Annotated in this window: 21 protein-coding genes, 2 tRNA genes and 1 pseudogene; 6 read left to right on the top strand and 18 right to left on the bottom strand. The window is 70.1% G+C overall.

The features are described 5' to 3' along the window. Nucleotides 1-21 precede the first annotated feature (21 nt). The 5 genes from PV343_RS35100 to PV343_RS35120 all read right to left on the bottom strand — a co-directional run bounded on the left by PV343_RS35100 (nt 22) and on the right by PV343_RS35120 (nt 6,466). Nucleotides 22-1,041 (bottom strand): rod shape-determining protein, encoded by a 1,020-nt coding sequence (locus PV343_RS35100; protein WP_020940056.1) that lies wholly within the window; start codon nt 1,039-1,041, stop codon nt 22-24. A 313-nt stretch (nt 1,042-1,354) separates the two neighbouring features. Beyond that, nucleotides 1,355-1,768 (bottom strand): nucleoside-diphosphate kinase, encoded by a 414-nt coding sequence (gene ndk, locus PV343_RS35105; protein ID WP_020940057.1) that lies wholly within the window; start codon nt 1,766-1,768, stop codon nt 1,355-1,357. Between the two features lie 63 nt (nt 1,769-1,831). Next, the gene (locus PV343_RS35110; RefSeq protein WP_319151086.1) at nt 1,832-2,194 is read right to left on the bottom strand and encodes a DUF4233 domain-containing protein; all 363 of its coding nucleotides are present in this window, start codon (nt 2,192-2,194) and stop codon (nt 1,832-1,834) included. Nucleotides 2,195-2,203: 9 nt separating this feature from the next. Then, nucleotides 2,204-3,715, bottom strand: coding sequence for a bifunctional tetrahydrofolate synthase/dihydrofolate synthase (gene folC / locus PV343_RS35115; RefSeq protein ID WP_319151087.1), 1,512 nt, complete (start codon nt 3,713-3,715; stop codon nt 2,204-2,206). Between the two features lie 120 nt (nt 3,716-3,835). Then, nucleotides 3,836-6,466, bottom strand: a complete 2,631-nt coding sequence (locus PV343_RS35120) for a valine--tRNA ligase (RefSeq protein WP_319151088.1) — start codon at nt 6,464-6,466, stop codon at nt 3,836-3,838. Between the two features lie 137 nt (nt 6,467-6,603). Between PV343_RS35120 and PV343_RS35125 the strand changes: the two genes are divergently transcribed. Further along, a complete protein-coding gene (locus PV343_RS35125; RefSeq protein ID WP_319151089.1) occupies nt 6,604-7,581 on the top strand; it encodes a hypothetical protein in 978 nt (325 codons plus the stop codon). A gap of 63 nt (nt 7,582-7,644) precedes the next feature. Here the strand turns inward: PV343_RS35125 and clpX are convergent, their stop codons facing one another. The 5 genes from clpX to PV343_RS35150 form a co-directional block, all read right to left on the bottom strand. Beyond that, nucleotides 7,645-8,931, bottom strand: a complete 1,287-nt coding sequence (clpX, locus tag PV343_RS35130) for an ATP-dependent Clp protease ATP-binding subunit ClpX (protein WP_319151090.1) — start codon at nt 8,929-8,931, stop codon at nt 7,645-7,647. 171 nt (nt 8,932-9,102) lie between these two features. Next, a complete protein-coding gene (locus PV343_RS35135; RefSeq protein ID WP_317443331.1) occupies nt 9,103-9,768 on the bottom strand; it encodes an ATP-dependent Clp protease proteolytic subunit in 666 nt (221 codons plus the stop codon). Between the two features lie 69 nt (nt 9,769-9,837). Further along, entirely contained in the window at nt 9,838-10,443 is a 606-nt protein-coding gene (locus PV343_RS35140) for an ATP-dependent Clp protease proteolytic subunit (RefSeq protein WP_319151102.1), read from the bottom strand. A gap of 394 nt (nt 10,444-10,837) precedes the next feature. After that, a complete protein-coding gene (gene tig / locus PV343_RS35145) occupies nt 10,838-12,208 on the bottom strand; it encodes a trigger factor (protein WP_319151092.1) in 1,371 nt (456 codons plus the stop codon). A 179-nt stretch (nt 12,209-12,387) separates the two neighbouring features. Next, nucleotides 12,388-12,464, bottom strand: a tRNA-Pro gene (locus tag PV343_RS35150). 162 nt (nt 12,465-12,626) lie between these two features. Here PV343_RS35150 and PV343_RS35155 point away from each other — a divergent pair. Continuing rightward, a tRNA-Gly gene (locus PV343_RS35155) sits at nt 12,627-12,697 on the top strand. A gap of 218 nt (nt 12,698-12,915) precedes the next feature. On the opposite strand, the gene PV343_RS35160 is transcribed toward PV343_RS35155, so the two are convergent. After that, the gene (locus tag PV343_RS35160) at nt 12,916-13,110 is read right to left on the bottom strand and encodes a hypothetical protein (RefSeq protein WP_133921152.1); all 195 of its coding nucleotides are present in this window, start codon (nt 13,108-13,110) and stop codon (nt 12,916-12,918) included. A gap of 438 nt (nt 13,111-13,548) precedes the next feature. Between PV343_RS35160 and PV343_RS35165 the strand changes: the two genes are divergently transcribed. Next, the gene (locus PV343_RS35165) at nt 13,549-14,748 is read left to right on the top strand and encodes an acyltransferase family protein (RefSeq protein ID WP_319151093.1); all 1,200 of its coding nucleotides are present in this window, start codon (nt 13,549-13,551) and stop codon (nt 14,746-14,748) included. A 16-nt stretch (nt 14,749-14,764) separates the two neighbouring features. Here PV343_RS35165 and PV343_RS35170 read toward each other — a convergent pair whose 3' ends face one another. Further along, nucleotides 14,765-15,211, bottom strand: a complete 447-nt coding sequence (locus tag PV343_RS35170) for an HD domain-containing protein (RefSeq protein ID WP_319151094.1) — start codon at nt 15,209-15,211, stop codon at nt 14,765-14,767. Then, entirely contained in the window at nt 15,208-15,441 is a 234-nt protein-coding gene (locus PV343_RS35175) for a hypothetical protein (protein WP_401698332.1), read from the bottom strand. Before PV343_RS35175 ends, PV343_RS35170 begins: the two co-directional genes overlap by 4 nt. Between PV343_RS35175 and PV343_RS40485 the strand changes: the two genes are divergently transcribed. Then, nucleotides 15,424-15,546 (top strand): hypothetical protein, encoded by a 123-nt coding sequence (locus tag PV343_RS40485; protein WP_387949929.1) that lies wholly within the window; start codon nt 15,424-15,426, stop codon nt 15,544-15,546. The genes PV343_RS35175 and PV343_RS40485 overlap by 18 nt on opposite strands. Here PV343_RS40485 and PV343_RS35180 read toward each other — a convergent pair. Further along, entirely contained in the window at nt 15,543-16,301 is a 759-nt protein-coding gene (locus tag PV343_RS35180; protein WP_319151095.1) for an ABC transporter ATP-binding protein, read from the bottom strand. The two genes, PV343_RS40485 and PV343_RS35180, sit on opposite strands and share 4 nt — an antisense overlap. Nucleotides 16,302-16,419: 118 nt before the next feature. Then, on the bottom strand, nt 16,420-17,592 hold the full coding sequence (locus PV343_RS35185) for a PP2C family protein-serine/threonine phosphatase (RefSeq protein WP_319151096.1): 1,173 nt from the start codon (nt 17,590-17,592) through the stop codon (nt 16,420-16,422). Between the two features lie 175 nt (nt 17,593-17,767). On the opposite strand from PV343_RS35185, the gene PV343_RS35190 reads away from it, so the two are divergent. Beyond that, nucleotides 17,768-19,009 (top strand): GNAT family N-acetyltransferase, encoded by a 1,242-nt coding sequence (locus tag PV343_RS35190; RefSeq protein WP_319151097.1) that lies wholly within the window; start codon nt 17,768-17,770, stop codon nt 19,007-19,009. Between the two features lie 43 nt (nt 19,010-19,052). Here PV343_RS35190 and PV343_RS35195 read toward each other — a convergent pair whose 3' ends face one another. Next, a complete protein-coding gene (locus PV343_RS35195) occupies nt 19,053-19,862 on the bottom strand; it encodes an Fpg/Nei family DNA glycosylase (protein ID WP_319151098.1) in 810 nt (269 codons plus the stop codon). Between the two features lie 35 nt (nt 19,863-19,897). Further along, a complete protein-coding gene (locus PV343_RS35200; RefSeq protein ID WP_319151099.1) occupies nt 19,898-20,386 on the bottom strand; it encodes a ribose-5-phosphate isomerase in 489 nt (162 codons plus the stop codon). 245 nt (nt 20,387-20,631) lie between these two features. On the opposite strand from PV343_RS35200, the gene PV343_RS35205 reads away from it, so the two are divergent. Beyond that, the gene (locus PV343_RS35205; RefSeq protein WP_319151101.1) at nt 20,632-22,053 is read left to right on the top strand and encodes an amino acid permease; all 1,422 of its coding nucleotides are present in this window, start codon (nt 20,632-20,634) and stop codon (nt 22,051-22,053) included. Between the two features lie 33 nt (nt 22,054-22,086). Here the strand turns inward: PV343_RS35205 and PV343_RS35210 are convergent. Further along, nucleotides 22,087-22,694 (bottom strand): annotated as a pseudogene (locus PV343_RS35210) (serine/threonine protein kinase); the annotation flags it as partial.

Consider the following 22,694-nt stretch of genomic DNA (forward strand, 5'->3'; position numbering starts at 1 on the left):
CGGCGGAATCGGCGTGTCACGTCATCTGCGGGGCTGGGCGTCCAGGACCTGCTGGAGCGCCTCGAACTCCTCGACGCACTTGCCGGATCCGAGCGCCACGCTGTCCAGCGGGTCCTCGGCGATGTGGATCGGCATGCCGGTCTCGCGCCGCAGTCGCTCGTCCAGGCCGCGCAGCAGCGCTCCGCCGCCGGTCAGAACGATTCCCCTGTCCATGATGTCGCCGGACAGCTCCGGCGGGCACTTGTCGAGGGTCGTCTTGACGGCGTCGACGATGGCGTTGACCGGCTCCTCGATCGCCTTGCGCACCTCGGCGGCCGAGATGACGACGGTCTTCGGCAGGCCGGAGACCAGGTCCCGGCCGCGGACCTCGGTGTGCTCGTCGGAGTCGAGGTCGTACGCCGAGCCGATGGTGATCTTGATCTGTTCGGCCGTGCGCTCACCCAGCAGGAGGCTGTACTCCTTCTTGATGTACTGGATGATCGCGTTGTCCAGTTCGTCGCCGGCGACACGGATGGACTGGGCGGTGACGATGCCGCCGAGCGAGATGACCGCGACCTCGGTGGTGCCGCCGCCGATGTCCACCACCATGTTGCCGGTGGCCTCGTGGACCGGCAGGCCGGAGCCGATGGCCGCGGCCATCGGCTCCTCGATGATGTGCACCTGGCGCGCGCCCGCCTGGGAGGACGCCTCGATCACGGCGCGGCGCTCGACGCCCGTGATGCCCGAGGGCACACAGACGACGACCCGCGGCCTGGCCAGATACCGACGCTTGTGGATCTTCAGGATGAAGTAGCGCAGCATCCGCTCGGTGATCTCGAAGTCGGCGATCACGCCGTCCTTCAGCGGGCGCACGGCGACGATGTTCCCGGGCGTCCGGCCGATCATCTTCTTCGCTTCCGCACCGACCGCGAGGATGCCGCCCGTGTTGGTGTTGATCGCGACGACGGAGGGCTCGTTGAGAACGATTCCGCGGCCCCTGACGTACACCAGCGTGTTGGCGGTCCCGAGGTCGACAGCCATGTCACGGCCGATGAACGACATTGAGTTCCCCATCCGGATTCATCTGGCTTTCCTGGGCTTTTGAGGGCATATCAGGTCGGCGAGGCGGGTGCTGTGACGTGAAGGCTTCTATCGTAAACGCGCCTGCGCGAACACTGCGCGAGGGTCTCCGCCATTGTCAGCAGATGGCGTGGCGCCTCGCCTTCGGAGACGGGCCATCGGGGGCACGCGTTCCCCCGATCGGCAACGCATATGCCGAGGGACGGCCGAAAACGTACGGCCGTCCCAGGTCAGGCACCCGAGGGTGAGCTGACGCTCACTCAGAAAATTCTCGGAAAATTCCGTCCGGCGCGCCTCAGGCACGGCCCGGGAAGAAGATCTTCACCTCGCGCTCGGCGGACTCCTCGGAGTCGGAGGCGTGGATCAGGTTCTCGCGGACGATCACGCCGTAGTCCCCCCGGATGGAGCCGGGCGCGGCGGCGATCGGGTCGGTCGGGCCGGCCAGCGCGCGCAGGCCCTCGATGACCCGCTCGCCCTCGACGATCAGCGCGACGACCGGACCGGAGGCCATGAACTCCACCAGCGGCTCGTAGAAGGGCTTGCCCTTGTGCTCGCCGTAGTGCTGCTCCAGGGTGTCCTGGTCCAGGGTACGCAGCTCCAGCGCGGTGATCCGCCAGCCCGCCTTGCGCTCGATACGGCTGATGATCTCGCCGGTCAGGCCCCGACGGACGGCGTCGGGCTTGAGCAGGACGAGGGTGCGCTGGCTCACGGAGGGCTCCTTGCTACTGACGTGTGCGGTGGGACGAGGTTACAGGGCGTGTCGGGGCGCCCGTCACACAGCGTCAGGTGTAGTGGAGGGTGCTTCCGCCTGGGCCGCGAACCTGGCCTTCGCCTCGTCCACCTTTCGGCCGAAGTGCACCGACGCCCACCACAGGGCGGCGAACACCGCGCCCATGAAGTACATGGTCGGCACGAAGACGCCGGAGGCGATCAGGGCGAGCTGGAGGGCCCAGCCGAGGGCGACGCCGCCCGGGCGGGTCACCATGCCGCACAGCAGCACGCACAGGACCATGGCGATCCCGCTGACCAGCCACACGGTCGACATGGCCAGACCGGGGTCCTTCATGGCCACCAGGGCGGCGAAGCCGATGACGAAGAACTCGCCGATCAGGGTCGATGAACAGAGCGTACGCACGACGGGACCTCAGCCCTTCCCGAGCAGCAGGCGAGCCTCGCCCACGGTGATGACGGAACCGGTGACCAGGACGCCACCGCCCGCGAACTCGCCCTCCTCCTCGGCCAGCGTGATCGCCGCCTCCAGGGCCTCGGGCAGCCGCGGCTCGACCTGGACGCGCTCCTCGCCGAACACCTCGACGGCGATGGCGGCCAGCTCGTCCGCGTCCATGGCGCGATGGGTGGAGTTCTGGGTGACGACGACCTCGGCGAAGATCGGCTCGAAGGCCTCCAGCAGCCCCCGTACGTTCTTGTCGGCGCTCGCGCCGACCACGCCGATCAGCCGGGTGAAGTCGAACGCCTCCCGCACGGCCTCGGCGGTGGCCTCCGCGCCCGCCGGGTTGTGGGCGGCGTCGAGGACGACGGTGGGAGAGCGGCGGACGACCTCGAGCCGGCCCGGCGAGGAGACCGCGGCGAAGGCCTTGCGCACGGTGTCGATGTCCAGCGGCTCGGCGCGCTGGGCGCCGACACCGAAGAACGCCTCGACGGCGGCGAGCGCCACGGCCGCGTTGTGCGCCTGGTGGGCGCCGTGCAGGGGCAGGTACACCTCGGTGTACTCGCCGCCCAGGCCGCGCAGGGTGAGCAGCTGCCCGCCGACCGCGACCTGCCGGGCCACGACGCCGAACTCCAGCCCCTCGCGGGCCACCGTGGCGTCCACCTCGACGGCCTTCTTCAGCAGCACCTGCGCCGCGTCGACCGGCTGCTGCGCCAGGATCACGGTCGCGTCCTGCTTGATGATGCCGGCCTTCTCGCCGGCGATCTCGCCCGGCGTGTTGCCGAGCCGGTCGGTGTGGTCGAGGCCGATCGGGGTGACCACGGCGACGTCGCCGTCGATCACGTTGGTGGCGTCCCAGGAGCCGCCCATGCCGACCTCCACGACGGCCACGTCGACCGGCGCGTCCGCGAAGGCGGCGTAGGCCATGCCGGTGAGGACCTCGAAGAAGGACAGCCGGTACTCCTGCGAGGTGTCGACCATCTCGACGTAGGGCTTGATGTCCTGGTAGGTCTCGATGAACCGCTCGGCGGTGATCGGGGCGCCGTCCAGGCTGATCCGCTCGGTGATCGACTGCACGTGCGGCGAGGTGTACCGGCCGGTGCGCAGTTCGAAGGCGCCGAGCAGGGCCTCGATCATGCGGGCGGTGGAGGTCTTGCCGTTCGTGCCCGTGATGTGGATGGACGGGTACGAGCGCTGGGGTTCGCCCAGCACGTCCATCAGGGCGGCGATCCGGCTGACGGAGGGCTCCAGCTTGGTCTCGCCCCAGCGGGTGGCCAGCTCCGTCTCGACCTCGCGCAGGGCCTTGTCGACCTCGGGGTCCGCCGGCCTGGCGGGGACGTCCCCCTCCGGCGGGCCGCCCTGGGTGCGCAGGGTGCGGCTGCCGGCCTCGATGACGGCGAGATCGGGGTCGCGGTCGGTCTCCGCGGCGATGATCTCGTCAAAGGAGTCGAGGGGGTCGGGCTGGTCGTTGCCGGGGTTTTCGCTCACGGGGCCAGTCTACGGAGGCGCGGTGACATAGGCGGACGAAGGCCCCCGGTGCCGTGCGCTCCGGGGGCCGTCGTCCGCCGCCGGGGGCGGGCTCGCGCCCGCTCCGCCGGCCGTGTGTCGCTACGCCTGCGGGAGCCGGTCCAGCTGGGCGGTGATGCGGGCGATGTCCTCGTCCGCCTTGGCGAGGCGGGTGCGGATCTTGTCGACCACGTTCTCCGGGGCCTTCGCCAGGAACGCCTCGTTGCCGAGCTTGGCGTTGGCCTGGGCCTTCTCCTTCTCGGCGGCGGCCAGGTCCTTGGCCAGGCGCTTGCGCTCGGCGGCCACGTCGATCGTGCCGGACAGGTCGAGGGCGACCTCGGCGCCGGCGACCGGCAGGGTGGCGGTCGCCGTGAACGCGTCGCCCTCCGGCTGCAGGCGCAGGAGCTGGCGGATCGCGGCCTCGTGCGGGGCCAGCGCCGTGCCGTCGAGGGTCAGGCGGGCGGGGACGCGCTGCCCCGGCTGCAGGCCCTGGTCGGCGCGGAAGCGGCGGACCTCGGTGATGACGGACTGGAGGGACTCGATCTCCCGCTCGGCCGCCAGGTCGCGGTAGCCGCTGTCACTCGGCCACTCGGCGATGACGACGGACTCGCCGCCGGTGAGGGTGGTCCACAGGGTCTCGGTGACGAACGGGACCACCGGGTGCAGCAGCCTGAGGGTGACGTCGAGGACCTCGCCGAGGACCCGCTTGCTGACCTCGGCCGCCTCGCCGCCCGCCTGGAACGTCGTCTTGGACAACTCGACGTACCAGTCGAAGACCTCGTCCCACGCGAAGTGGAAGAGGGCGTCGGAGAGCTTGGCGAACTGGAAGTCGTCGTAGTACGCGTCGACTTCGGCGATGACGGTGTTGAGGCGGGAGAGGATCCAGCGGTCGGTCGCCGACATCGCCGACGGCTCCGGCAGCGGGCCCTCCACTGTCGCGCCGTTCATCAGCGCGAAGCGGGTCGCGTTCCAGATCTTGTTGGCGAAGTTGCGCGAGCCCTGGACCCAGTCCTCGCCGATCGGGACGTCGACGCCCGGGTTGGCGCCGCGGGCGAGCGTGAAGCGCAGGGCGTCGGAGCCGTACTTGTCCATCCAGTCCAGCGGGTTGACCGCGTTGCCGAAGGACTTCGACATCTTCTTGCCGAACTGGTCGCGGACCATGCCGTGCAGGGCGATGGTGTGGAACGGCGGGGTGCCGTCCATCGCGTACAGGCCGAACATCATCATCCGGGCGACCCAGAAGAAGAGGATGTCGTAGCCGGTGACCAGGACGGAGTTCGGGTAGAACTTCGCGAGGCTCTCGGTCCGCTCGGGCCAGCCGAGGGTGGAGAACGGCCACAGGCCGGAGGAGAACCAGGTGTCGAGGACGTCGGTGTCCTGCTTCCAGCCCTCCGCCTCGGTGCCGGGCGGCTGCTCGTCGGGGCCGACGCAGACGACCTCGCCGTTCGGGCCGTACCAGACCGGGATGCGGTGGCCCCACCACAACTGCCGCGAGATGCACCAGTCGTGGAGGTTGTCGACCCAGTCGAAGTAGCGCTTCTCCATCTCCTGCGGATGGATCTTGACCTTGCCGTCGCGGACGGCGTCGCCGGCGGCCTTGGCCAGCGGGCCGACCTTGACCCACCACTGCATGGACAGGCGCGGCTCGATGGTGGTCTTGCAGCGCGAGCAGTGGCCGACGGAGTGGACGTAGGGCCGCTTCTCGGCGACGATCCGGCCCTCGGCGCGCAGCGCGGCGACGATGGCGGAGCGGGCCTCCAGGCGGTCCAGGCCCTGGAAGGGGCCGTGGGCGGTGATGACGGCGTGCTCGTCCATCACGGTGAGGGACGGCAGGCCGTGCCGCTGGCCGATCTCGAAGTCGTTCGGGTCGTGGGCCGGGGTCACCTTGACGGCGCCGGTGCCGAACTCGGGGTCGACGTGGGTGTCGGCGACGACCGGGATGGAGCGGTCGGTGAGCGGCAGCCTGATGAGCTTGCCGACGAGGTGCTTGTAGCGCTCGTCGTCCGGGTGGACCGCGACTGCGGTGTCGCCGAGCATGGTCTCGGCACGGGTGGTGGCGACGACGATGGTGTCGTCCCCCTCGCCGTACGTCATGGAGACCAGCTCGCCGTCGTCGTCCTGGTACTCGACCTCGATGTCCGAGATGGCGGTGAGGCAGCGCGGGCACCAGTTGATGATGCGCTCGGCGCGGTAGATCAGCTCGTCGTCGTAGAGGCGCTTGAAGATGGTCTGGACGGCCTGGGAGAGGCCCTCGTCCATGGTGAAGCGCTCGCGGGACCAGGCGACGCCGTCGCCGAGGCGGCGCATCTGGCCGCTGATCTGGCCGCCGGACTCGCCCTTCCACTGCCAGACGCGCTCGACGAACGCCTCGCGGCCCAGGTCGTGGCGGGACTTGCCCTCCTTGCCCAGCTCACGCTCGACGACGTTCTGCGTGGCGATGCCGGCGTGGTCCATGCCGGGCTGCCACAGCGTCTCGAACCCCTGCATGCGCTTGCGGCGGGTCAGGGCGTCGATGAGCGTGTGCTCGAAGGCGTGGCCCAGGTGCAGGCTGCCCGTGACGTTCGGCGGCGGGATGACGATCGTGTACGGCGGCTTGTCGCTCTTCGCGTCCGCCTCGAAGTAACCGCGCTCTACCCAGCGCTCGTACAGCGGCCCCTCTACATCGGCCGGCGCGTACTGGGTCGGCAGTTCGGTGTCGGGCGCGGGTGGCTGCTGCTGAGCGTTCTCGGTCACGGGGGTCAGTTTAGAGGTGTCACGGGGCGGTCCCGAAACGCGTTTGTTCTGTAACGGTGCGGCCCCCGGTGCCGTGCGCTTCCCGGGCCTGGGCCAGGATGTCAGGAACACTTAAGCATCTGGAGGGGAACCCAGTAATGAGCAGCAACCAGCCGGGCCCGTACGGCCAGCAGCCCCAGCAGCCGGGTCCCTACGGCCAGCCGGGGCAGCCTGGTCCCTACGGCCAGCCGGGCCCCTACGGCCAGCAGCCGCAGGCGCCCCAGCCCGGCTACGGCTACCCCCAGCAGGCCCCTCCGGTGCCGCCGCAGCCCGGTTACGGCTACCCGCAGCAGGGCGTGCCCCCGCAGCCGAACCCGTACGGCCAGCAGCAGCCGGGCCCCTACGGCCAGCAGCCCTACGGCGCCCCGCAGCCGCCGGTGCCGGGCGGCGGCAAGAAGAAGACGGGCCTGGTCATCGGCGCGGTGGCGGTCGTCGCGGCGATCGCCGTGGCCGCGTACTTCCTGCTCAACGGCACCAGCGGCACGGACGTCGCGGACGACGGCCCGCACAAGCTGACGACGCCGTCGACGGTCATCAACGGCACCTACAAGCAGCAGGGCAACGCCGGTTCCGACGACACCATGAGCGACGACGACCTCGCCGACTTCGCGAAGTGGGGCGTGAAGAACCCGAAGCACGCCGGCGCCACCTACCAGAACGGCACCGGTCTCGCGGCGAAGGGCCTGTCCTTCAGCGGTGTCTACGGCACCATCGACGACCCCGAGGCCGTCGTGGACGCCATGTTCGCCAAGATCAAGTCCGAGTCCGAGAAGGACCAGAGCGGCGACAAGACCAAGGGCAAGCTGGTCGGCAGCCCGCAGACGGTCCACCCGGCAGGCTTCGACGGCGTCATGAAGTGCCAGGTGGCGCAGATCGACAACAGCTCGTCGACGGCGTCCACCGCCGGCGCCGCCAAGGTCGTCAACCTGCCCTTCTGCGTGTGGGGCGACCACAGCACGGTGGCCGACGTCTCGGCGTTCAGCTTCGCCGCGCTGGCCGCGGGTACGGGCGGCACGATCGACGACACCGCCTCCCTCGCCGTCAAGCTCCGCAACGACGTGCGCGTCAAGCTCTGATGACGTGAGTCACCACGAAAGGGGCCCCGGTCGGCTGACCGGGGCCCCTTTCGTGTGTGCTGCCTACGCCGTCTTCTGCTCCCCCGCCCCCCGGCCGCGGGCGTCGCGGGGGATCAGGGTCGGGTTGACGTTGGAGTGGACCACGTCGGCGGTGATGACCACGCGGGCCACGTCCTTGCGGGACGGGACCTCGTACATCACCGACATCAGGACCTCTTCCATGATGGCGCGCAGGCCGCGGGCGCCGGTCTGGCGGAGGATGGCCTGGTCGGCGATGGCCTCCAGGGCCTCGCGCTCGAAGTCCAGTTCCACGCCGTCGAGTTCGAAGAGGCGCTGGTACTGCTTGACGAGCGCGTTGCGGGGCTCGACGAGGATCTGCAGGAGCGCCTCGCGGTCCAGGTTGTGGACCGAGGTGATCACCGGGAGGCGGCCGATGAACTCGGGGATCATGCCGAACTTGACCAGGTCCTCCGGCATGATGTCCTCGAAGACGTCCTTGGCCTCCAGCTCGCGCTTGGAGCGGATCGTCGCGCCGAAGCCGATGCCCTTCGCACCCGCCCGCGCCTCGATGATCTTGTCCAGGCCCGCGAAGGCACCGCCCACGATGAACAGCACGTTCGTCGTGTCGATCTGGATGAACTCCTGGTGCGGGTGCTTGCGGCCGCCCTGCGGCGGGACGGACGCCGTGGTGCCCTCGAGGATCTTCAGCAGGGCCTGCTGGACGCCCTCGCCCGAGACGTCACGGGTGATCGACGGGTTCTCGCTCTTGCGGGCCACCTTGTCGATCTCGTCGATGTAGATGATCCCGGTCTCGGCCTTCTTGACGTCGTAGTCCGCCGCCTGGATGAGCTTCAGCAGGATGTTCTCGACGTCCTCGCCGACGTAGCCCGCCTCGGTCAGCGCCGTGGCGTCGGCGATCGCGAACGGCACGTTCAGCATGCGGGCCAGGGTCTGGGCGAGGAGGGTCTTGCCGGAGCCCGTGGGGCCCAGCAGCAGGATGTTGGACTTCGCCAGCTCGATGGCGTCCTCGCGGCCCTGCGCGCCGCCGTTCTCGCCCGCCTGGACCCGCTTGTAGTGGTTGTACACCGCGACCGACAGGGCCTTCTTGGCGGCCTCCTGGCCGACCACGTAGCCCTCGAGGAACTCGTAGATCTCGCGCGGCTTGGGCAGTTCCTCCCAGCGCACCTCGCTGGTCTCCGCGAGCTCTTCCTCGATGATCTCGTTGCAGAGATCGATGCACTCGTCGCAGATGTACACACCGGGCCCTGCGATGAGCTTCTTGACCTGCTTCTGGCTCTTGCCGCAGAACGAGCACTTGAGCAGATCGCCGCCGTCACCGATGCGTGCCACGGTGTGCTTCCCCTTCGCCTGGGAGACGCCCGGACGCTTTCGAGTCCAGCGGCTCCTGGTGCTGCCTTATGTCCGACGGTACCTTGCCGGGCCCCGTGTTCGGGTCCCCCTTGGCAGGGTTCACTTTGACGTGGGCCCTGCCAAGAGGGCGTGAGAGTCTGCTGCTCGGGGTCAGCGGACCTCGGCGTTGTTCATCTTCCGGGTGGAGATGATCTGGTCGACGATGCCGTACTCGAGCGCTTCCTCGGCCGTGAGGATCTTGTCGCGCTCGATGTCCTCGCGGATCTTCTCGATCGGCTGGTTCGAGTGCTTGGCCAGCATGTTCTCCAGCTGGTCACGCATCCGGGTGAACTCCTTGGCGATGATCTCCAGGTCGGAGAGCTGACCGCGGCCGGTGGAGCCCGCCGGCTGGTGGATCAGCACGCGCGAGTTCGGCAGCGCCATGCGCTTGCCCGGCGTACCGGCGGCGAGCAGGATGGCCGCGGCGGAGGCCGCCTGGCCCATGCAGACCGTCTGGATGTCGGGCTTCACGAACTGCATGGTGTCGTAGATCGCCGTGAGGGCGGTCATGTCGCCACCGGGGCTGTTGATGTAGATCGAGATGTCCCGGTCCGGGTCCATCGACTCCAGGCACAGCAGCTGCGCCATGACGTCGTTGGCGGAGGCGTCGTCGATCTGGACGCCCAGGAAGATCACACGCTCCTCGAAGAGCTTCGCGTACGGGTCGTACTCGCGGATGCCCTGGGAGGTGCGCTCGACGAAGCGCGGGATGACGTAGCGGCTGTCGGGGCGGGGCCCTTCGTACAGGCCGCTGGCGGCGCCGGGGAAGTTGCTCATGGGGTGTTCACCGTCCTGGTGGCGTTCTGGGGGCTTCGGTCTCGGCGGTGCGTGATGTGGCCTGGCCGGTCAGGCACCGGTGCCGCCGCCTCCCGGGACACCCGAGGCGTTCGTGATGAGCTCGTCGATGAGACCGTACTCCTTGGCCTCTTCCGGGGTGAACCAGCGGTCGCGGTCCGCGTCCCGGGTGATCGTCTCGAACGTCTGGCCGGAGTGGAACGCGGTCAGCTCGGCCATGCGCCGCTTGGTGCGCAGCAGGTACTCGGCCTGGATCTTGATGTCCGTGACCGAGCCGCCGAGGCCCGCGGAGCCCTGGTGCATCATGATGTCCGCGTGCGGCAGGGCGAAGCGCTTGCCCGCGGCGCCGCCGGTGAGCAGGAACTGGCCCATGGAGGCCGCCATGCCCATCGCGATCGTGACCACGTCGTTCGGGATGTACTGCATGGTGTCGTAGATCGCCATGCCGGCCGTCACCGAGCCGCCGGGGCTGTTGATGTAGAGGTAGATGTCCTTGTTCGGGTCGGCGGCGAGGAGCAGCAGCTGTGCGGTGATCTTGTTGGCGATGTCGTCGTCAACCTGCTGGCCGAGGAAGATGATCCGCTCGCCGAGCAGCCGGTTGTAGACCTGGTCGCCGAGGCCACCACCGATGGAGGGCTCGCCGGCGGCGGAGGGCATCAGATTCGTCACGTATCCACCTGCTCGTCTTACGACGGCGCCGGGCCGTCTCACGTCGTCCTGCCAGGGGCTTGGCTGGGGTGTCAGGAGACTCCCCTGCCCCCGTACTCAAGGACCCTAACGCTCAGGTCCCTTCGGGGAATCCCGGAGATGGGGGTGTTCGCCGGGGGCGTAGCGAAGGGCTCCGTCCGAGCACCGGTCGCGGTCCGTGAGGGAGGGGTACTTTGCGTCGCCGGTCCGCGGGTCGCATGGGGCCGCTCGCGCAGTTCCCCACGCCCCTTCGGGGGCGGATCGCAGCGCCTCTCCGGGGCGGCGTCCGCCCCGGTACGGCGACGGGCCCCGGGGAAGGTCCCCAGGGCCCGTCGTACGCGCTGTGGAGGCGCCGCGGGGCCGGTCAGGCCTCCGTGGTCTCCTCGGAGGTCTCCGACGCCTCAGCGGCCTCGGTCTCCTCCTCCTCGTCGTCGAGGTCGACGACCTCGCCGTTGGTGTCCTTCACCGTGGCGGCCTCGACCACGACGGCCAGGGCCTTGCCGCGGGCGACCTCGCCGACCAGGAGCGGAACCTGGCCGCCCTCGACGACGGCCTGGGCGAACTGGTCGGGGGACATGCCGGAGGAGGCCGCACGCCGCATGAGGTGCTCGGTGAGCTCCTCCTGGTTGACGTTGAGGTTCTCCTTCTTGACCAGCTCGTCGAGGACGAACTGGGTCTTGATGCCCTTGACCGCCGCCTCGCGGGTCTCGGTCTCGAACTCCTCGGCGGTCTTGCCCTGGATCTCCAGGTACTTGTCGAGGTCCAGACCCATCTGGCCGAGCTGGTGGTGCTCCAGGTTGTGCTTGCGGGTGTTGATCTCGTCCTCGAGCAGCTTCTCGGGGACCGGGACCTCGACCAGCTCGAGGAGCTTCTCCAGGACGCGCTCCTGCGCCTGGGTGGCCTGGTCGTACTGCTTCATGTTGGCCAGGCGCTTGCGGCTGTCGGCCTTCAGCTCGTCCAGGGTGTCGAACTCGGAGGCGAGCTGGGCGAACTCGTCGTCCAGGGAGGGCAGTTCGCGGGCGGCGACCTGGGTGACCTTGACGGTGACCTCGGCCTCCCTGCCGGCGGCGGAGCCGCCCTTGAGCTCGGAGGTGAAGGTGGCCTCGCCACCGGCCTCCAGGCCCTTCACGGCGTCGTCGATGCCGTCCAGCAGCTCACCGGAGCCGATGGTGTAGGAGACGCCGTTGGCGATGCCGTCCTCGAGGACCTCGCCGTCGACCTTGGCCTCCAGGTCGATGGTGACCACGTCGCCGTCCTCGGCGGCGCGCTCCACCGGGGAGGTGGAGGCGAAGCGCTCGCGGAGCTGCTCGACCGACTTCTCGACGTCCTCGTCGGTGACCTCGACGGCGTCGACCTCGACCTCGATGCCGGAGTAGTCCGGGATCTCCAGGGCCGGGCGGACGTCGACCTCGGCGGTGAAGTTCAGCGTCTCGCCGTCCTTCAGGTCGGTGATGTCGACCTCGGGCTGGCCCAGCGGGCTGAGCTCGGCCTCGTTGACCGCCTCGGTGTAGAACTTCGGAAGCGCGTCGTTGACCGCCTCCTCCAGGACCGCACCGCGGCCGAACCGCTGGTCGATGACGCGGGCCGGGATCTTGCCCTTGCGGAAGCCCTTCACCGTGACCTGCTGGTTGATCTTCTTGTACGCCGCGTCGAGGCTGTCCTTGAGCTCCTCGAAGGGCACCTCGACAGTGAGCCGAACCCGGGTCGGGTTCAGGGTCTCCACGGCGCTCTTCACGGTTCGGTCTCCTTGTGGCTGACTTCTTGGTTTCTGCCGGAGCCAGAATGGTCCGGCGGACTTCGCCGCCCGGAGGAGTTCGTAGGCCGAGGGGGCCGGGACACACGGGCGCGCAGCTTGCATAGTAACCGCAGCCGGTCAGCGCCCCAAAAGGTGATCATCGGGATGCCGCGAGCCGGTGGTCGGGGTGGCGGGATTTGAACCCACGGCCTTCCGCTCCCAAAGCGGACGCGCTACCAAGCTGCGCCACACCCCGTCTGGTGCGACACGTAGGGTACATGGCCCGGCCGGATCCGTCGGCCGCTTTGTCCGCTGCCGTGCGCGTGGCATCGCCGCAGCGCAACACGTTGGCCTCCGCGGCGGGCGACCCGCTACGATGCTCTGCAGTGCCGCGGTCACGGACCTGCGGCGCACGCTTGCGGGCGTAGCTCAATGGTAGAGCCCTAGTCTTCCAAACTAGCTACGCGGGTTCGATTCCCGTCGCCCGCTCTGTACGGCCCAGGGGCCCGGATCTCCGCTTCGGCGGAGCCGGGCCCCGGCTGTTTTCCGGGCAGGACACCTCGCCGAATTACTCCGTTCGAGTGACAAACGGGGCGGGCGCGGACGCGGGGGCGCGGCCGTACGAGCGGTCGCTCGTAAAGACGGGGGTGCGGTGCCGCCAGGAGGCGGGCGGGGGCCGGCGGGGGCCGCCGCCCCGGGGGGCCGGGTCAGAAGCTGATCGAGTTGATCGTCTCGGCTATCGAGTTCAGGAACCGGTTGATGGACGGCGCCATGCCGGTGGAGGCGAGGAAGAAGCCGAAGAGGACGGCGACGATGGCCGGCCCCGCCTTGATGTTCCCCCCTCGGATCAGCACTACAAGGATGATCGCCAACAGCAGCACCACGGACAGTGAAATGGCCACAACTGATCACACCCTCGGTCGGTCCCGCTCCCGGCCCGGAGGCGCTCGCCCGCACCTCCGCCAGAACCATCGTGCCACCAACCCGGCCTCGGTATGCGGCTCGTGACACAACGTTGGACATCCGTCCGGCGGCTCCGCCCTACCGTCCGGTAATTCACCCCGTCATCGGCACCGGACTCACCGAGGAATTGCGCAGGTTCGTTTCCGTGCCCACACATCTCTCGCGCAGGTAATTCGAATTGATGACACCGAGGCATCGTATGACCCAATTAGTCAGGATGAATCGGTACATTGCAGGTGAACGACGGGCCCGACTGTGCCGACCATCACGTGGACGGGACAGGCAAGTTATGTAAATCAGGGGGTACCCGAGCGGGATAACCAGGAATGACGCTCGGGGTTTTACGAAATCCCACAGACGACGCTAGGGTGCCTGAGATGTTTGACGCCGCCTCGCCCCCCGGCCAGAACCGCAGGCCACTCCCCCCGGCACAGTCGCCGGCGGACGGAGTGCCCAGTCCGCGCACCCCCATGAGCATCCAGGCGCGGCAGCCACCGGCGAAGAAGGCGGACAGACCGGGCAAACAACGCGACGCGTTCTTCGACAACGCGAAGTTCCTCGCGATCGTGCTCGTCGCGATGGGGCACTCCTGGGAGCCGCTGAAGGGTGACAGCCGGATCCTGGAGGCGCTGTACACGGTGGTGTACACCTTCCACATGCCGGCGTTCATCATCATCTCCGGCTTCTTCTCCCGCAGTTTCGACATGCGCCCGGACCGGCTGAAGCGGCTGATCACCGGTGTCGCGGTGCCGTACGTCATCTTCGAGACCGCCTACCCGCTCTTCAAGAACGCGGTCGACCCCGGCTCCCACGAGGAGATCAGCCTCCTCGACCCCTGGTACCTGACCTGGTTCCTGGTCGCCCTGTTCATCTGGCGGCTCACCACGCCGATCTGGAAGCTGGTGCGCTGGCCGCTGCCGCTGGCCGTCGGTCTCGCCATGCTGGCCACCGCCACCCCGAACATCGGCGACGACCTCGACCTGCAGCGCGTGCTCCAGTTCCTGCCGTACTTCGTGCTCGGCCTGAGCATGAAGCCGGAGCACTTCCACCTGGTGCGCCGCCGCTCGGTCCGGATCGCCTCGGTGCCGGTGTTCGCCGCCGCGCTGGTGATCGGCTGGTGGGCGGTGCCCCGTATGAACACCGCGTGGTTCTACCACCGTGACGCCGCCCAGGAACTGGCCGCCCCGTGGTGGTCGGGCCCGGTGATGACGCTCGCGCTGATGGGCTGCTCGCTGCTGCTGACGGCCTGCTTCTTCGCCTGGGTGCCGCGCCGGAACATGTGGTTCACGGCCCTCGGTGCCGGCACCCTGTACGGCTACCTGCTGCACGGCTTCCTCGTGAAGTTCGCGGACTACCGGGGCTGGTTCGAGCACCCCTGGCTGCACCACCCGCTCGGCGAGATCGCGGTGACCGCCGTCGCGGCCACCGTCGTCACCCTGCTGTGCACCCGGCCGGTCCAGCAGCTCTTCCGCTTCGCGATGGAACCGAAGATGGAGTGGGCGTTCCGGCAGGACGCGGCCGAACTGGCCCGCGAACGCCAGACGAGGGAACGCGAACGGGAGAAGGTCAGCGCCTAACCCCTCCCCGCCCCGCTCACAGACCGAGGAGTGCGCGCATCCGCGTGTACTTCTCGGTCAGTCGTTTCCGGGTCGGCTCGGCGAGGACGGCCAGCCGGTCCGGGTCGGCGTTGTGCGCCAGGTCGGCCTCCTTCACCAGCAGCGCGCCCGGGGTGGCCAGGATCCGGCGCGCGTACGCCTCCGGCTCCTCCCCCGGCCGCTTGGTGACGGCGCGCACGATCGCCTTGGTGCGCTCGGTGAGGGCGGCGCCCTCCAGCCACTCGGCCGGCAGCGCGTCGTCCTCGACCGCGTCGTGCAGCCAGGCCGCGGCGATCTGCTCGGGGTCACCGCCCCGGGCGCGCACGCCGTCGGCGACGGCCGCGAGGTGCTCGGCGTACGGCCGCCCCGCCTTGTCGGTCTGTCCCTCGTGGGCGGTGCGCGCCAGGTTCTCGACCTCGGCCAGGCTGAGTCGTGTGTCGGTCACCGCTCCAGTGTCTCCCGGCGCAGCGCGGCCCTGGCCGGAACGGTCACCGCGGTCAGGCCGAGGACGACGATGGCGCCGGCGAAGGCTCCGTAGACGGCGGGTGGCACGTACGGTGCCTGCCCGGTGAGGCCGTTGACCATCGGGACCGGCGTGGCTGGGGCGATGCCCGTGCCGAGGGCGATGCCCGCGAGGACGACCAGCAGGGCCTCCCAGTGGACCATGCGCAGCACCTGCTGCCGGGTGGAGCCGACCAGCCGCAGGACGCCGAGTTCGCCGCGCCGGGCGAGGACGGTCCCGACGAGCGGCCCCGGGGCCTGTCGCGGAAGTGGCCCTAGGCCGCGGTGCGCCGGTGGGCCATGTGGCTGGTGAGGGTCGTCATGCGGGCGGCGATGCGGTCGGCCGGGGCGCGGTCGAGGTGGTCGACGAGGGTGCCGTCGGCGAGGAACAGGACGCGGTCGGCCCAGGCGGCGGCGGACGGGTCGTGGGTGACCATGACGACCGTGGCGCGCTGGGTGTCGACGGCACCGCGCAGCAGGGCGAGGATCTCCGCCGCTGTGGTGGTGTCCAGGGCGCCGGTGGGCTCGTCCGCGAAGACGACGTCGGGGCGGGCGACCAGGGCCCGGGCGACGGCCACCCGCTGCTGCTGGCCGCCGGAGAGCTGGGCGGGGCGGCGGCGGGCCTGGTCGGCGAGCCCGACCTGGGCGAGGACCTCCGCGCAGCGGCGCCGGTCGGGGCGGTGGCCGGCCAGTCGCGTCGGCAGGACGACGTTCTGCTCGACGGTGAGCGAGGGCAGCAGGTTGAACGCCTGGAAGACGAAGCCGAGGCGGGTGCGGCGCAGCGCGGTCAGCTTGTTCTCGCTGAGGCCGGTGATGTCCGTGCCGCCGAGCACCACCCGGCCCGCGGTGGGGCGGTCGAGGCCCGCCACGCACTGCAGGAAGGTGGACTTGCCGGAGCCGGAGGGTCCCATCACGGCGGTGAAGCTGCCGGAGGGGAGGGCGAGGTCGATGCCGCGCAGGGCGTGCACGGCGGTGGCCGAGCGTCCGTAGCGGCGCGTGACTCCGTGCAGTTCTACGGCCCAGTCGCTTGGCATGGGGGTCCTTCCGGTCCGCGGGCGTTCGCTGGTGTCTCGAACGTACGGAGCGTCAGGGGGTCCGGACCATGCGGGCGGCTGGCGGATCGGGGCGGGGGAAAACCCCACCACGGCGGGTTCAGCGGGCCGGTGCGGAGGCCTGCCGGCAGATGAGGAGGAGGGCGCGGTCGTCGTTGACGTCCTTCGCGACCGCCTCGATGAGGTGCCAGGAGGCGCCGTGGAAGCCGCCGGCGACGTAGCGGTCGGCTTCTCCGGTGAGGCGGTCGATGCCCTCGACGATGTCGCGGTCGGAGGTCTCCACCAGGCCGTCGGTGAACAGCATCAGCACGTCCCCGGGGCGCAGCGAGCCCTTGACGGAGTCGAACTGGGCGCCGTCGTAGACGCCGAGCAGCGGGCCCTCGGCGGCCTTCTCCTCCCAGCGGCCGCTGCCCGCGCTGAGCTGGAGCCCCGGCGGATGGCCCGCGGAGTACAGCTCGTAGTCGCCCGAGTCCAGGTCGAGGACGAGGTGGATGGAGGTGGCGAAGCCCTCGTCCCACTCCTGGCGGAGCAGGTAGCCGTTGGCGGCGGGGAGGAAGGCGTGCGGCGGGAGCGAGCCGAGCAGGCCGCCGAACGCGCCCGACAGCAGCAGGGCGCGGGACCCGGCGTCCATGCCCTTGCCGGAGACGTCGGTGAGCACGACCTCCAGGGTGCGGCCGCCGTTGGTGCGGGCGGCGACGACGAAGTCACCGGAGAAGGACTGGCCGCCGGCCGGGCGCAGGGCCATCTCGTGGTGCCAGCCCTGGGGCATCTTGGGCAGCTTGCTCTGCACCCGGATCCGCTCGCGCAGGTCGAAGAGCATGGTGCCGCCGCGCCGCCAGGGCACGCCGACCCGGCTGCGGAACTGCGCGGTGAGCAGTCCGAAGAAGCCGCACGCGGCGACGACGAGGACCACGCCCGGGGTGACCCGCGAGGGTCCCTCGGTGTACGGGCCGAGCCGGACGGACTCCACGATCAGCGCGGTGGCCGCGGCCGCGTACAGGCCCAGCAGGCTCGCCGGACGCAGCAGCAGACCGCCGGCGACGATGGGCAGCACGAGGGTGGCCGGTGAGCACCACACGGAGTTGCCGAGGGTCATGACCGTGAGGACGGGGATGGTGAGGAACAGGCCGACGAGCGCGATCCAGTCCGAGCCGTTGCCGCGGAAATAGTCCACCGCGCTTCTGCGCAGGCCGACGCGGGCCCGGTGCCACTGCATCTTCCACCGGGCCGTGAACGTCTCGGCCTTCGCGCGCCGCTCTCGTCCTGCTGCCATTAGTTCGGGACCCTATCCATCGGACCAGCCGCTTGGCACGGGAGGTCCCACTTGTCCCCCGTCCGAGGCTCAACTTCGCGGTTCAACCACCCAGTGAACGGCACCGGGCGCCCGCTCGCTGCCGACCGGGAGAAATTCGCTCGCCCGTCCCGCATCGCGCTGATAGGCATGGCGTATGGCGACTGACCGTGCGACCGGGACGAAGGTGCTGCGCCCGGAGGAGTTCGATCCGTGGTGGGACACGCTGCTGCGCGCCTTCGGAGGCGGTGCGGCCTCTCCCGAGGAGCGCGAACTGGACAGGTCCCTCACCGAGTTCGACCGTTCGCTGGCCGTGTGGGACGGGGGCGCGATCGTCGGGACGGGCGGTGCGTTCAGTTTCCGGATGACCGTGCCCGGCGGTGCCTCCGTGCCGACCGCGGGTGTCACCATGGTGAGCGTGGCCGCCACGCACCGGCGGCGCGGGGTGCTGACCTCGATGATGCGGCGCCAGCTCGACGACGTGCGCGCGCTGGGCGAGCCGCTCGCGGCGCTGACCGCGTCCGAGCCGGCGATCTACGGCCGCTTCGGCTACGGCGCCGCCGCCTTCCAGCTGCAGGCCGAGATCGACACGGGCCGGGTGACGCTGGCGCTGCCGGCCGGCGCCGGGGAGGTGCGCCTGAGGTACGCGGACCCCGCCGAGGTGCTCGCGGAGTGCGAGGCGGTGTACGCGGAGCTGGTGCCGCGCCGGCCCGGGATGCTGGCCCGGCAGCCCGGCTGGGAACGGGCGGGGCTGCTCGATCCGGAGAGCGAGCGTGCGGGCGCATCGGCGCTGCAGTGCGTGGTGGCCGAGCGGGACGGCGCGGTCACCGGGTACGCCCGCTTCCGCACCAAGCTGGGCTGGGGCCCGGGCGGGCACGACGGCACGGTGACGCTGGAGAACCTGGCGGCCGTCGACCCGGCGTCCGAGGCGACGCTGTGGCGCTTCCTGTTCGACATCGACCTGATGACGACGCTGACCGTGCGGGGGCGGCCGCTCGACGACTCCTGGCAGCACCTGGTCTCCGACATCCGGCGCTGCCTGCCGCGCACGCGGGACTCGTGCCATCTCCGTCTCGTCGACGTGGGCGCGGCGCTCGCCGCCCGGACGTACCAGGCGCCGGTGGACGTCGTCCTGGACGTCGAGGACGCCTTCTGCCCCTGGAACACGGGCCGTTGGCGGCTGACCGGGGACGCAAAGGGCGCGTCCTGCGAGCGGACCTCGGACGCGGCCGACCTCGCCCTGTCGGTAAGGGAGTTGGGTGCGTCCTACCTGGGCGGGGTGAGCCTGCTGTCGCTGGCGGGGGCGGGCCGGGTGCGGGAGGTGCGGCGCGGCGCGCTGGGCGAGGCGGCGGTGGCGTTCGGCTCGCCCGTGGCGCCGTGGCTGCCGCACGGCTTCTAGGTCAGCGCTTCCAGGTCAGCGCTTCCAGGTCTGGGCTTCCAGGTCAGGGCTTCTGGCAGCCGGGGCACCAGAAGAGGTTGCGGGCGGCGAGCCCGGCGGTGCGGATCTCGGTGCCGCAGACGTGGCAGGGCAGGGTGGCCCGGCGGTAGACGTACACCTCACCGCCGTGGTCGTCCACGCGCGGCGGCCGGCCCATGGCCTCGGGCGTGTGCTCGGGGCGCACGGTGTCGATGCGGTTGTGGCGGACGCCCTCGCGCATCAGCTCCACCAGGTCGGCCCAGACGGCTTGCCACTGGGCGGGGGTGATGTCGCGGCCGGCCCGGTAGGGGTCGATGCCGTGCCGGAACAGCACCTCGGCGCGGTAGACGTTGCCGACGCCGGCGACGGTCTTCTGGTCCATCAGCAGCGCGGCGATGGTGGTACGGCTGCGGGAGATCCTCCGGTACACCGCGTCCGGATCGGCGTCGGCGCGCAGCGGGTCGGGCCCGAGGCGGTCGTGCACGGCCCGCTTCTCGGTGTCCGTGATCAGCGCGCAGGTGGTGGGGCCGCGCAGGTCGACGTAGGCGGTGGCGTCGGCCAGCCGGAGCCGGACGGTGTCGGTGGGCGGGGGCGCGGGGGCCGGGCCGAAGGCCACCTTGCCGAAGAGGCCGAGGTGGATGTGGACCCAGTCGGCGTCCCGGAACCCGAGGAAGAGGTGCTTGCCGTGCGCCTCGGTGCCGGTGAGCACGGCGCCGTCGAGCAGCGCGGCGGCGTCGGAGAACTTGCCCTGGGGGCTGGTCACCCTGAGGGCCCTGCCGGAGAAGCGGTCGGCGTAGTCGTGCGCCAGCCGGTGGATCGTGTGCCCCTCTGGCAAGGTCCCTCTTTCCTTCCGGCCCCCGAGGGGAGCCCTCAGTCCTGCTGCGGGTGGTGGGCCGGGATCGGCGGGAGGTTCCCCGTGGTCTCGTAGTCGGCCAGCATGTCGATGCGGCGGATGTGACGCTCGTCACCGGAGAACGGGGTGTCGAGGAAGACCTCGACGAACTTGGTCGCCTCCTGGGTGCTGTGCATCCGCGCACCCACGGCCACCACGTTGGCGTTGTTGTGCTGCCGCCCCAGCGCGGCCGTCTCCTCGCTCCAGGCCAGGGCCGCCCGCACCCCCTTCACCTTGTTCGCGGCGATCTGCTCCCCGTTGCCGGAGCCGCCGATCACCACGCCGAGGGCGTCCGGGTCCGCGGCCGCCTTCTCCGCGGCACGCAGGCAGAAGGGCGGGTAGTCGTCCTGGGCGTCGTAGATGTGGGGCCCGCAGTCGACGGGCTCGTGCCCCGCCGCCTTGAGCCACTCGACGAGGTGGTTCTTGAGTTCGTAGCCCGCATGGTCGGAGCCGAGATACACGCGCATGGGACGAGTGTGACACGCCCGTATCCGGGCAGCAGCTTCGGGTGTCGGCGCCGAAAAATGTGACCTGGGCCATTGAAGCTCAAGAAAACCTCAAGTAACAATCTGGATTCGGAGGTTCCCGAATCCATTCGCCTCCGATTCACTGGACCGCCTCGTACACCGCTCGTGCGAGGTCCTGTTCGCAGCCGCACAACGGCACCCCCCTCGAACGGGAATCGCTCCACCGGCGCAAAGGAATTCCGTCCATGACCCCTGGTTCCGGACTTCAAGCAGGTCTCAAGAACCGTCACCTGACGATGATCGCCATCGGCGGCGTGATCGGTGCCGGACTCTTCGTCGGCTCCAGCTCAGGTATCGCCACCGCCGGCCCCGGCATCCTCCTGTCGTACGCCCTCGTCGGCACGCTCGTCGTCCTCGTGATGCGGATGCTCGGTGAGATGTCGGCCGCCAACCCCACCTCGGGCTCCTTCTCGGCCCACGCCGACCGTGCGCTCGGGCGCTGGGCCGGCTTCTCCATCGGCTGGCTCTACTGGTTCTTCTGGGTCGTCGTGCTGGCCGTGGAGGCCACCGCGGGCGCCAAGATCCTCGAAGGCTGGGTGCCGGCCGTACCGCAGTGGGGCTGGGCGCTCATCGTGATGATCGTCCTGACCGCGACCAACCTGGTCTCGGTCGGCTCCTACGGCGAGTTCGAGTTCTGGTTCGCCGGCATCAAGGTCGTGGCGATCGGCGCGTTCGTGGTCGTCGGTCTGCTCGCGGTGTTCGGCGTGCTGCCGGGCGTGCACGCCGACAAGGCGAGCTTCTCCAACCTGACCGGCCACGGAGGCTTCCTGCCGCACGGTCCGGGCGCGATCCTCACCGGTGTGCTGCTGGTCGTCTTCTCCTTCATGGGCAGCGAGATCGCCACCCTGGCGGCCGGTGAGTCGGAGGACCCGCAGCGCGCGGTCACCAAGTCCACCAACAGCATCATCTGGCGGATCGGCGTCTTCTACCTGGGCTCGATCCTCGTCGTGGTCTCGCTGCTGCCGTGGAACGACCCGTCCATCGCGAAGGACGGCTCCTACGTCGCCGCGCTGAACTCCCTCGGCATCCCGCACGCCGGCGAGGTCATGAACGTCATCGTGCTCACCTCGGTGCTGTCCTGCCTCAACTCGGGCCTGTACACGGCCTCCCGGATGGCCTTCTCGCTCGGCCAGCGCGGTGACGCCCCGAAGGCGTTCGCCCGCACGACCTCCCGCGGTGTCCCGATGGCCGCGATCCTGTCCTCGGTCGTCTTCGGCTTCGTGGCGGTCTTCTTCAACTACCAGTACCCGGACACCGTCTTCCTCTTCCTGCTCAACTCCAGCGGTGCGGTGGCCCTGTTCGTGTGGCTGGCCATCTGCTTCTCGCAGCTGCGGATGCGGAAGATCATCCAGCGTGAGGCGCCGGAGAAGCTCGTCGTGAAGATGTGGCTCTACCCGTACCTGACCTGGGCGACGGCCGCGATGATCGTGTTCGTCCTCGTCTACATGCTGTTCGACACGAAGCACGACGGCCGGGAGACGGTGCTGCTGTCGCTGCTGGTCGCGGCGGTCGTGCTGGTGATCGCCTTCATCAAGCAGAAGGTGGAGGCGGGCCGCGGGACCGCGGTGTCCGTGGCCGACGAGCCCGAGAAGGTCACCACGGGCTGACCCGGACCGCTCCACGGCGCACGCGCCTCTGACTCACAGCACGGTGAAGGTCTCCTTCACCGTGCTGTACGTCTGTTCGGCCCTGGTCTCGATCTCCGGCTGGTACCAGGTGTTGACCTGGTACGACTTCCCGTCCGCGTCGAAGCCGAGCAGACGGGCGTGCCAGGGGGTGCCCTTGAGGGTGAAGGTGTACTCCCAGACGACCGCCGGGTACCCCTGGAAACTGGTCCGTGCCAGCCGGACCCGCACGTAGTCCCGGCCCTGCCGGGCGTCGCGCTCCGACTGCTGCCAGGTCCCCCAGAGGTCGCCCCGGGCCAGCGACGACTTGGCGACGAGTTCCTGCCGCCCGTCGGGCGAGGTGTAGTGCACCTCGGCGCCCGTCTTCACGTCCCGCCGCCATCCGCGCGGCGGCACCCACGCGAACCCGCCGGCCTCCACCCGCCCGCCGGGCGGCGCCCCGGTCGGCGTGCCCGTGCCGTCGGCGGTCGGGGACACGCCGGTCGATCCCGTGGGTGTCGCGGACGGGGAAGCGGTGGACGCGTCCGGGCCCGCCTGGGAAGCGGCGGCCGAGGAGCCGCCGCGCGACGCCGCGGAGCCGGTCGCGCCGTGGGCGGCACCGCGCCGGCCGGCTCCCCCGGAGG

Origin of the sequence: Streptomyces sp. WI03-4A, assembly GCF_033792105.1 — a bacterium.
In the GTDB taxonomy this organism is placed as follows: domain Bacteria; phylum Actinomycetota; class Actinomycetes; order Streptomycetales; family Streptomycetaceae; genus Streptomyces; species Streptomyces collinus_A.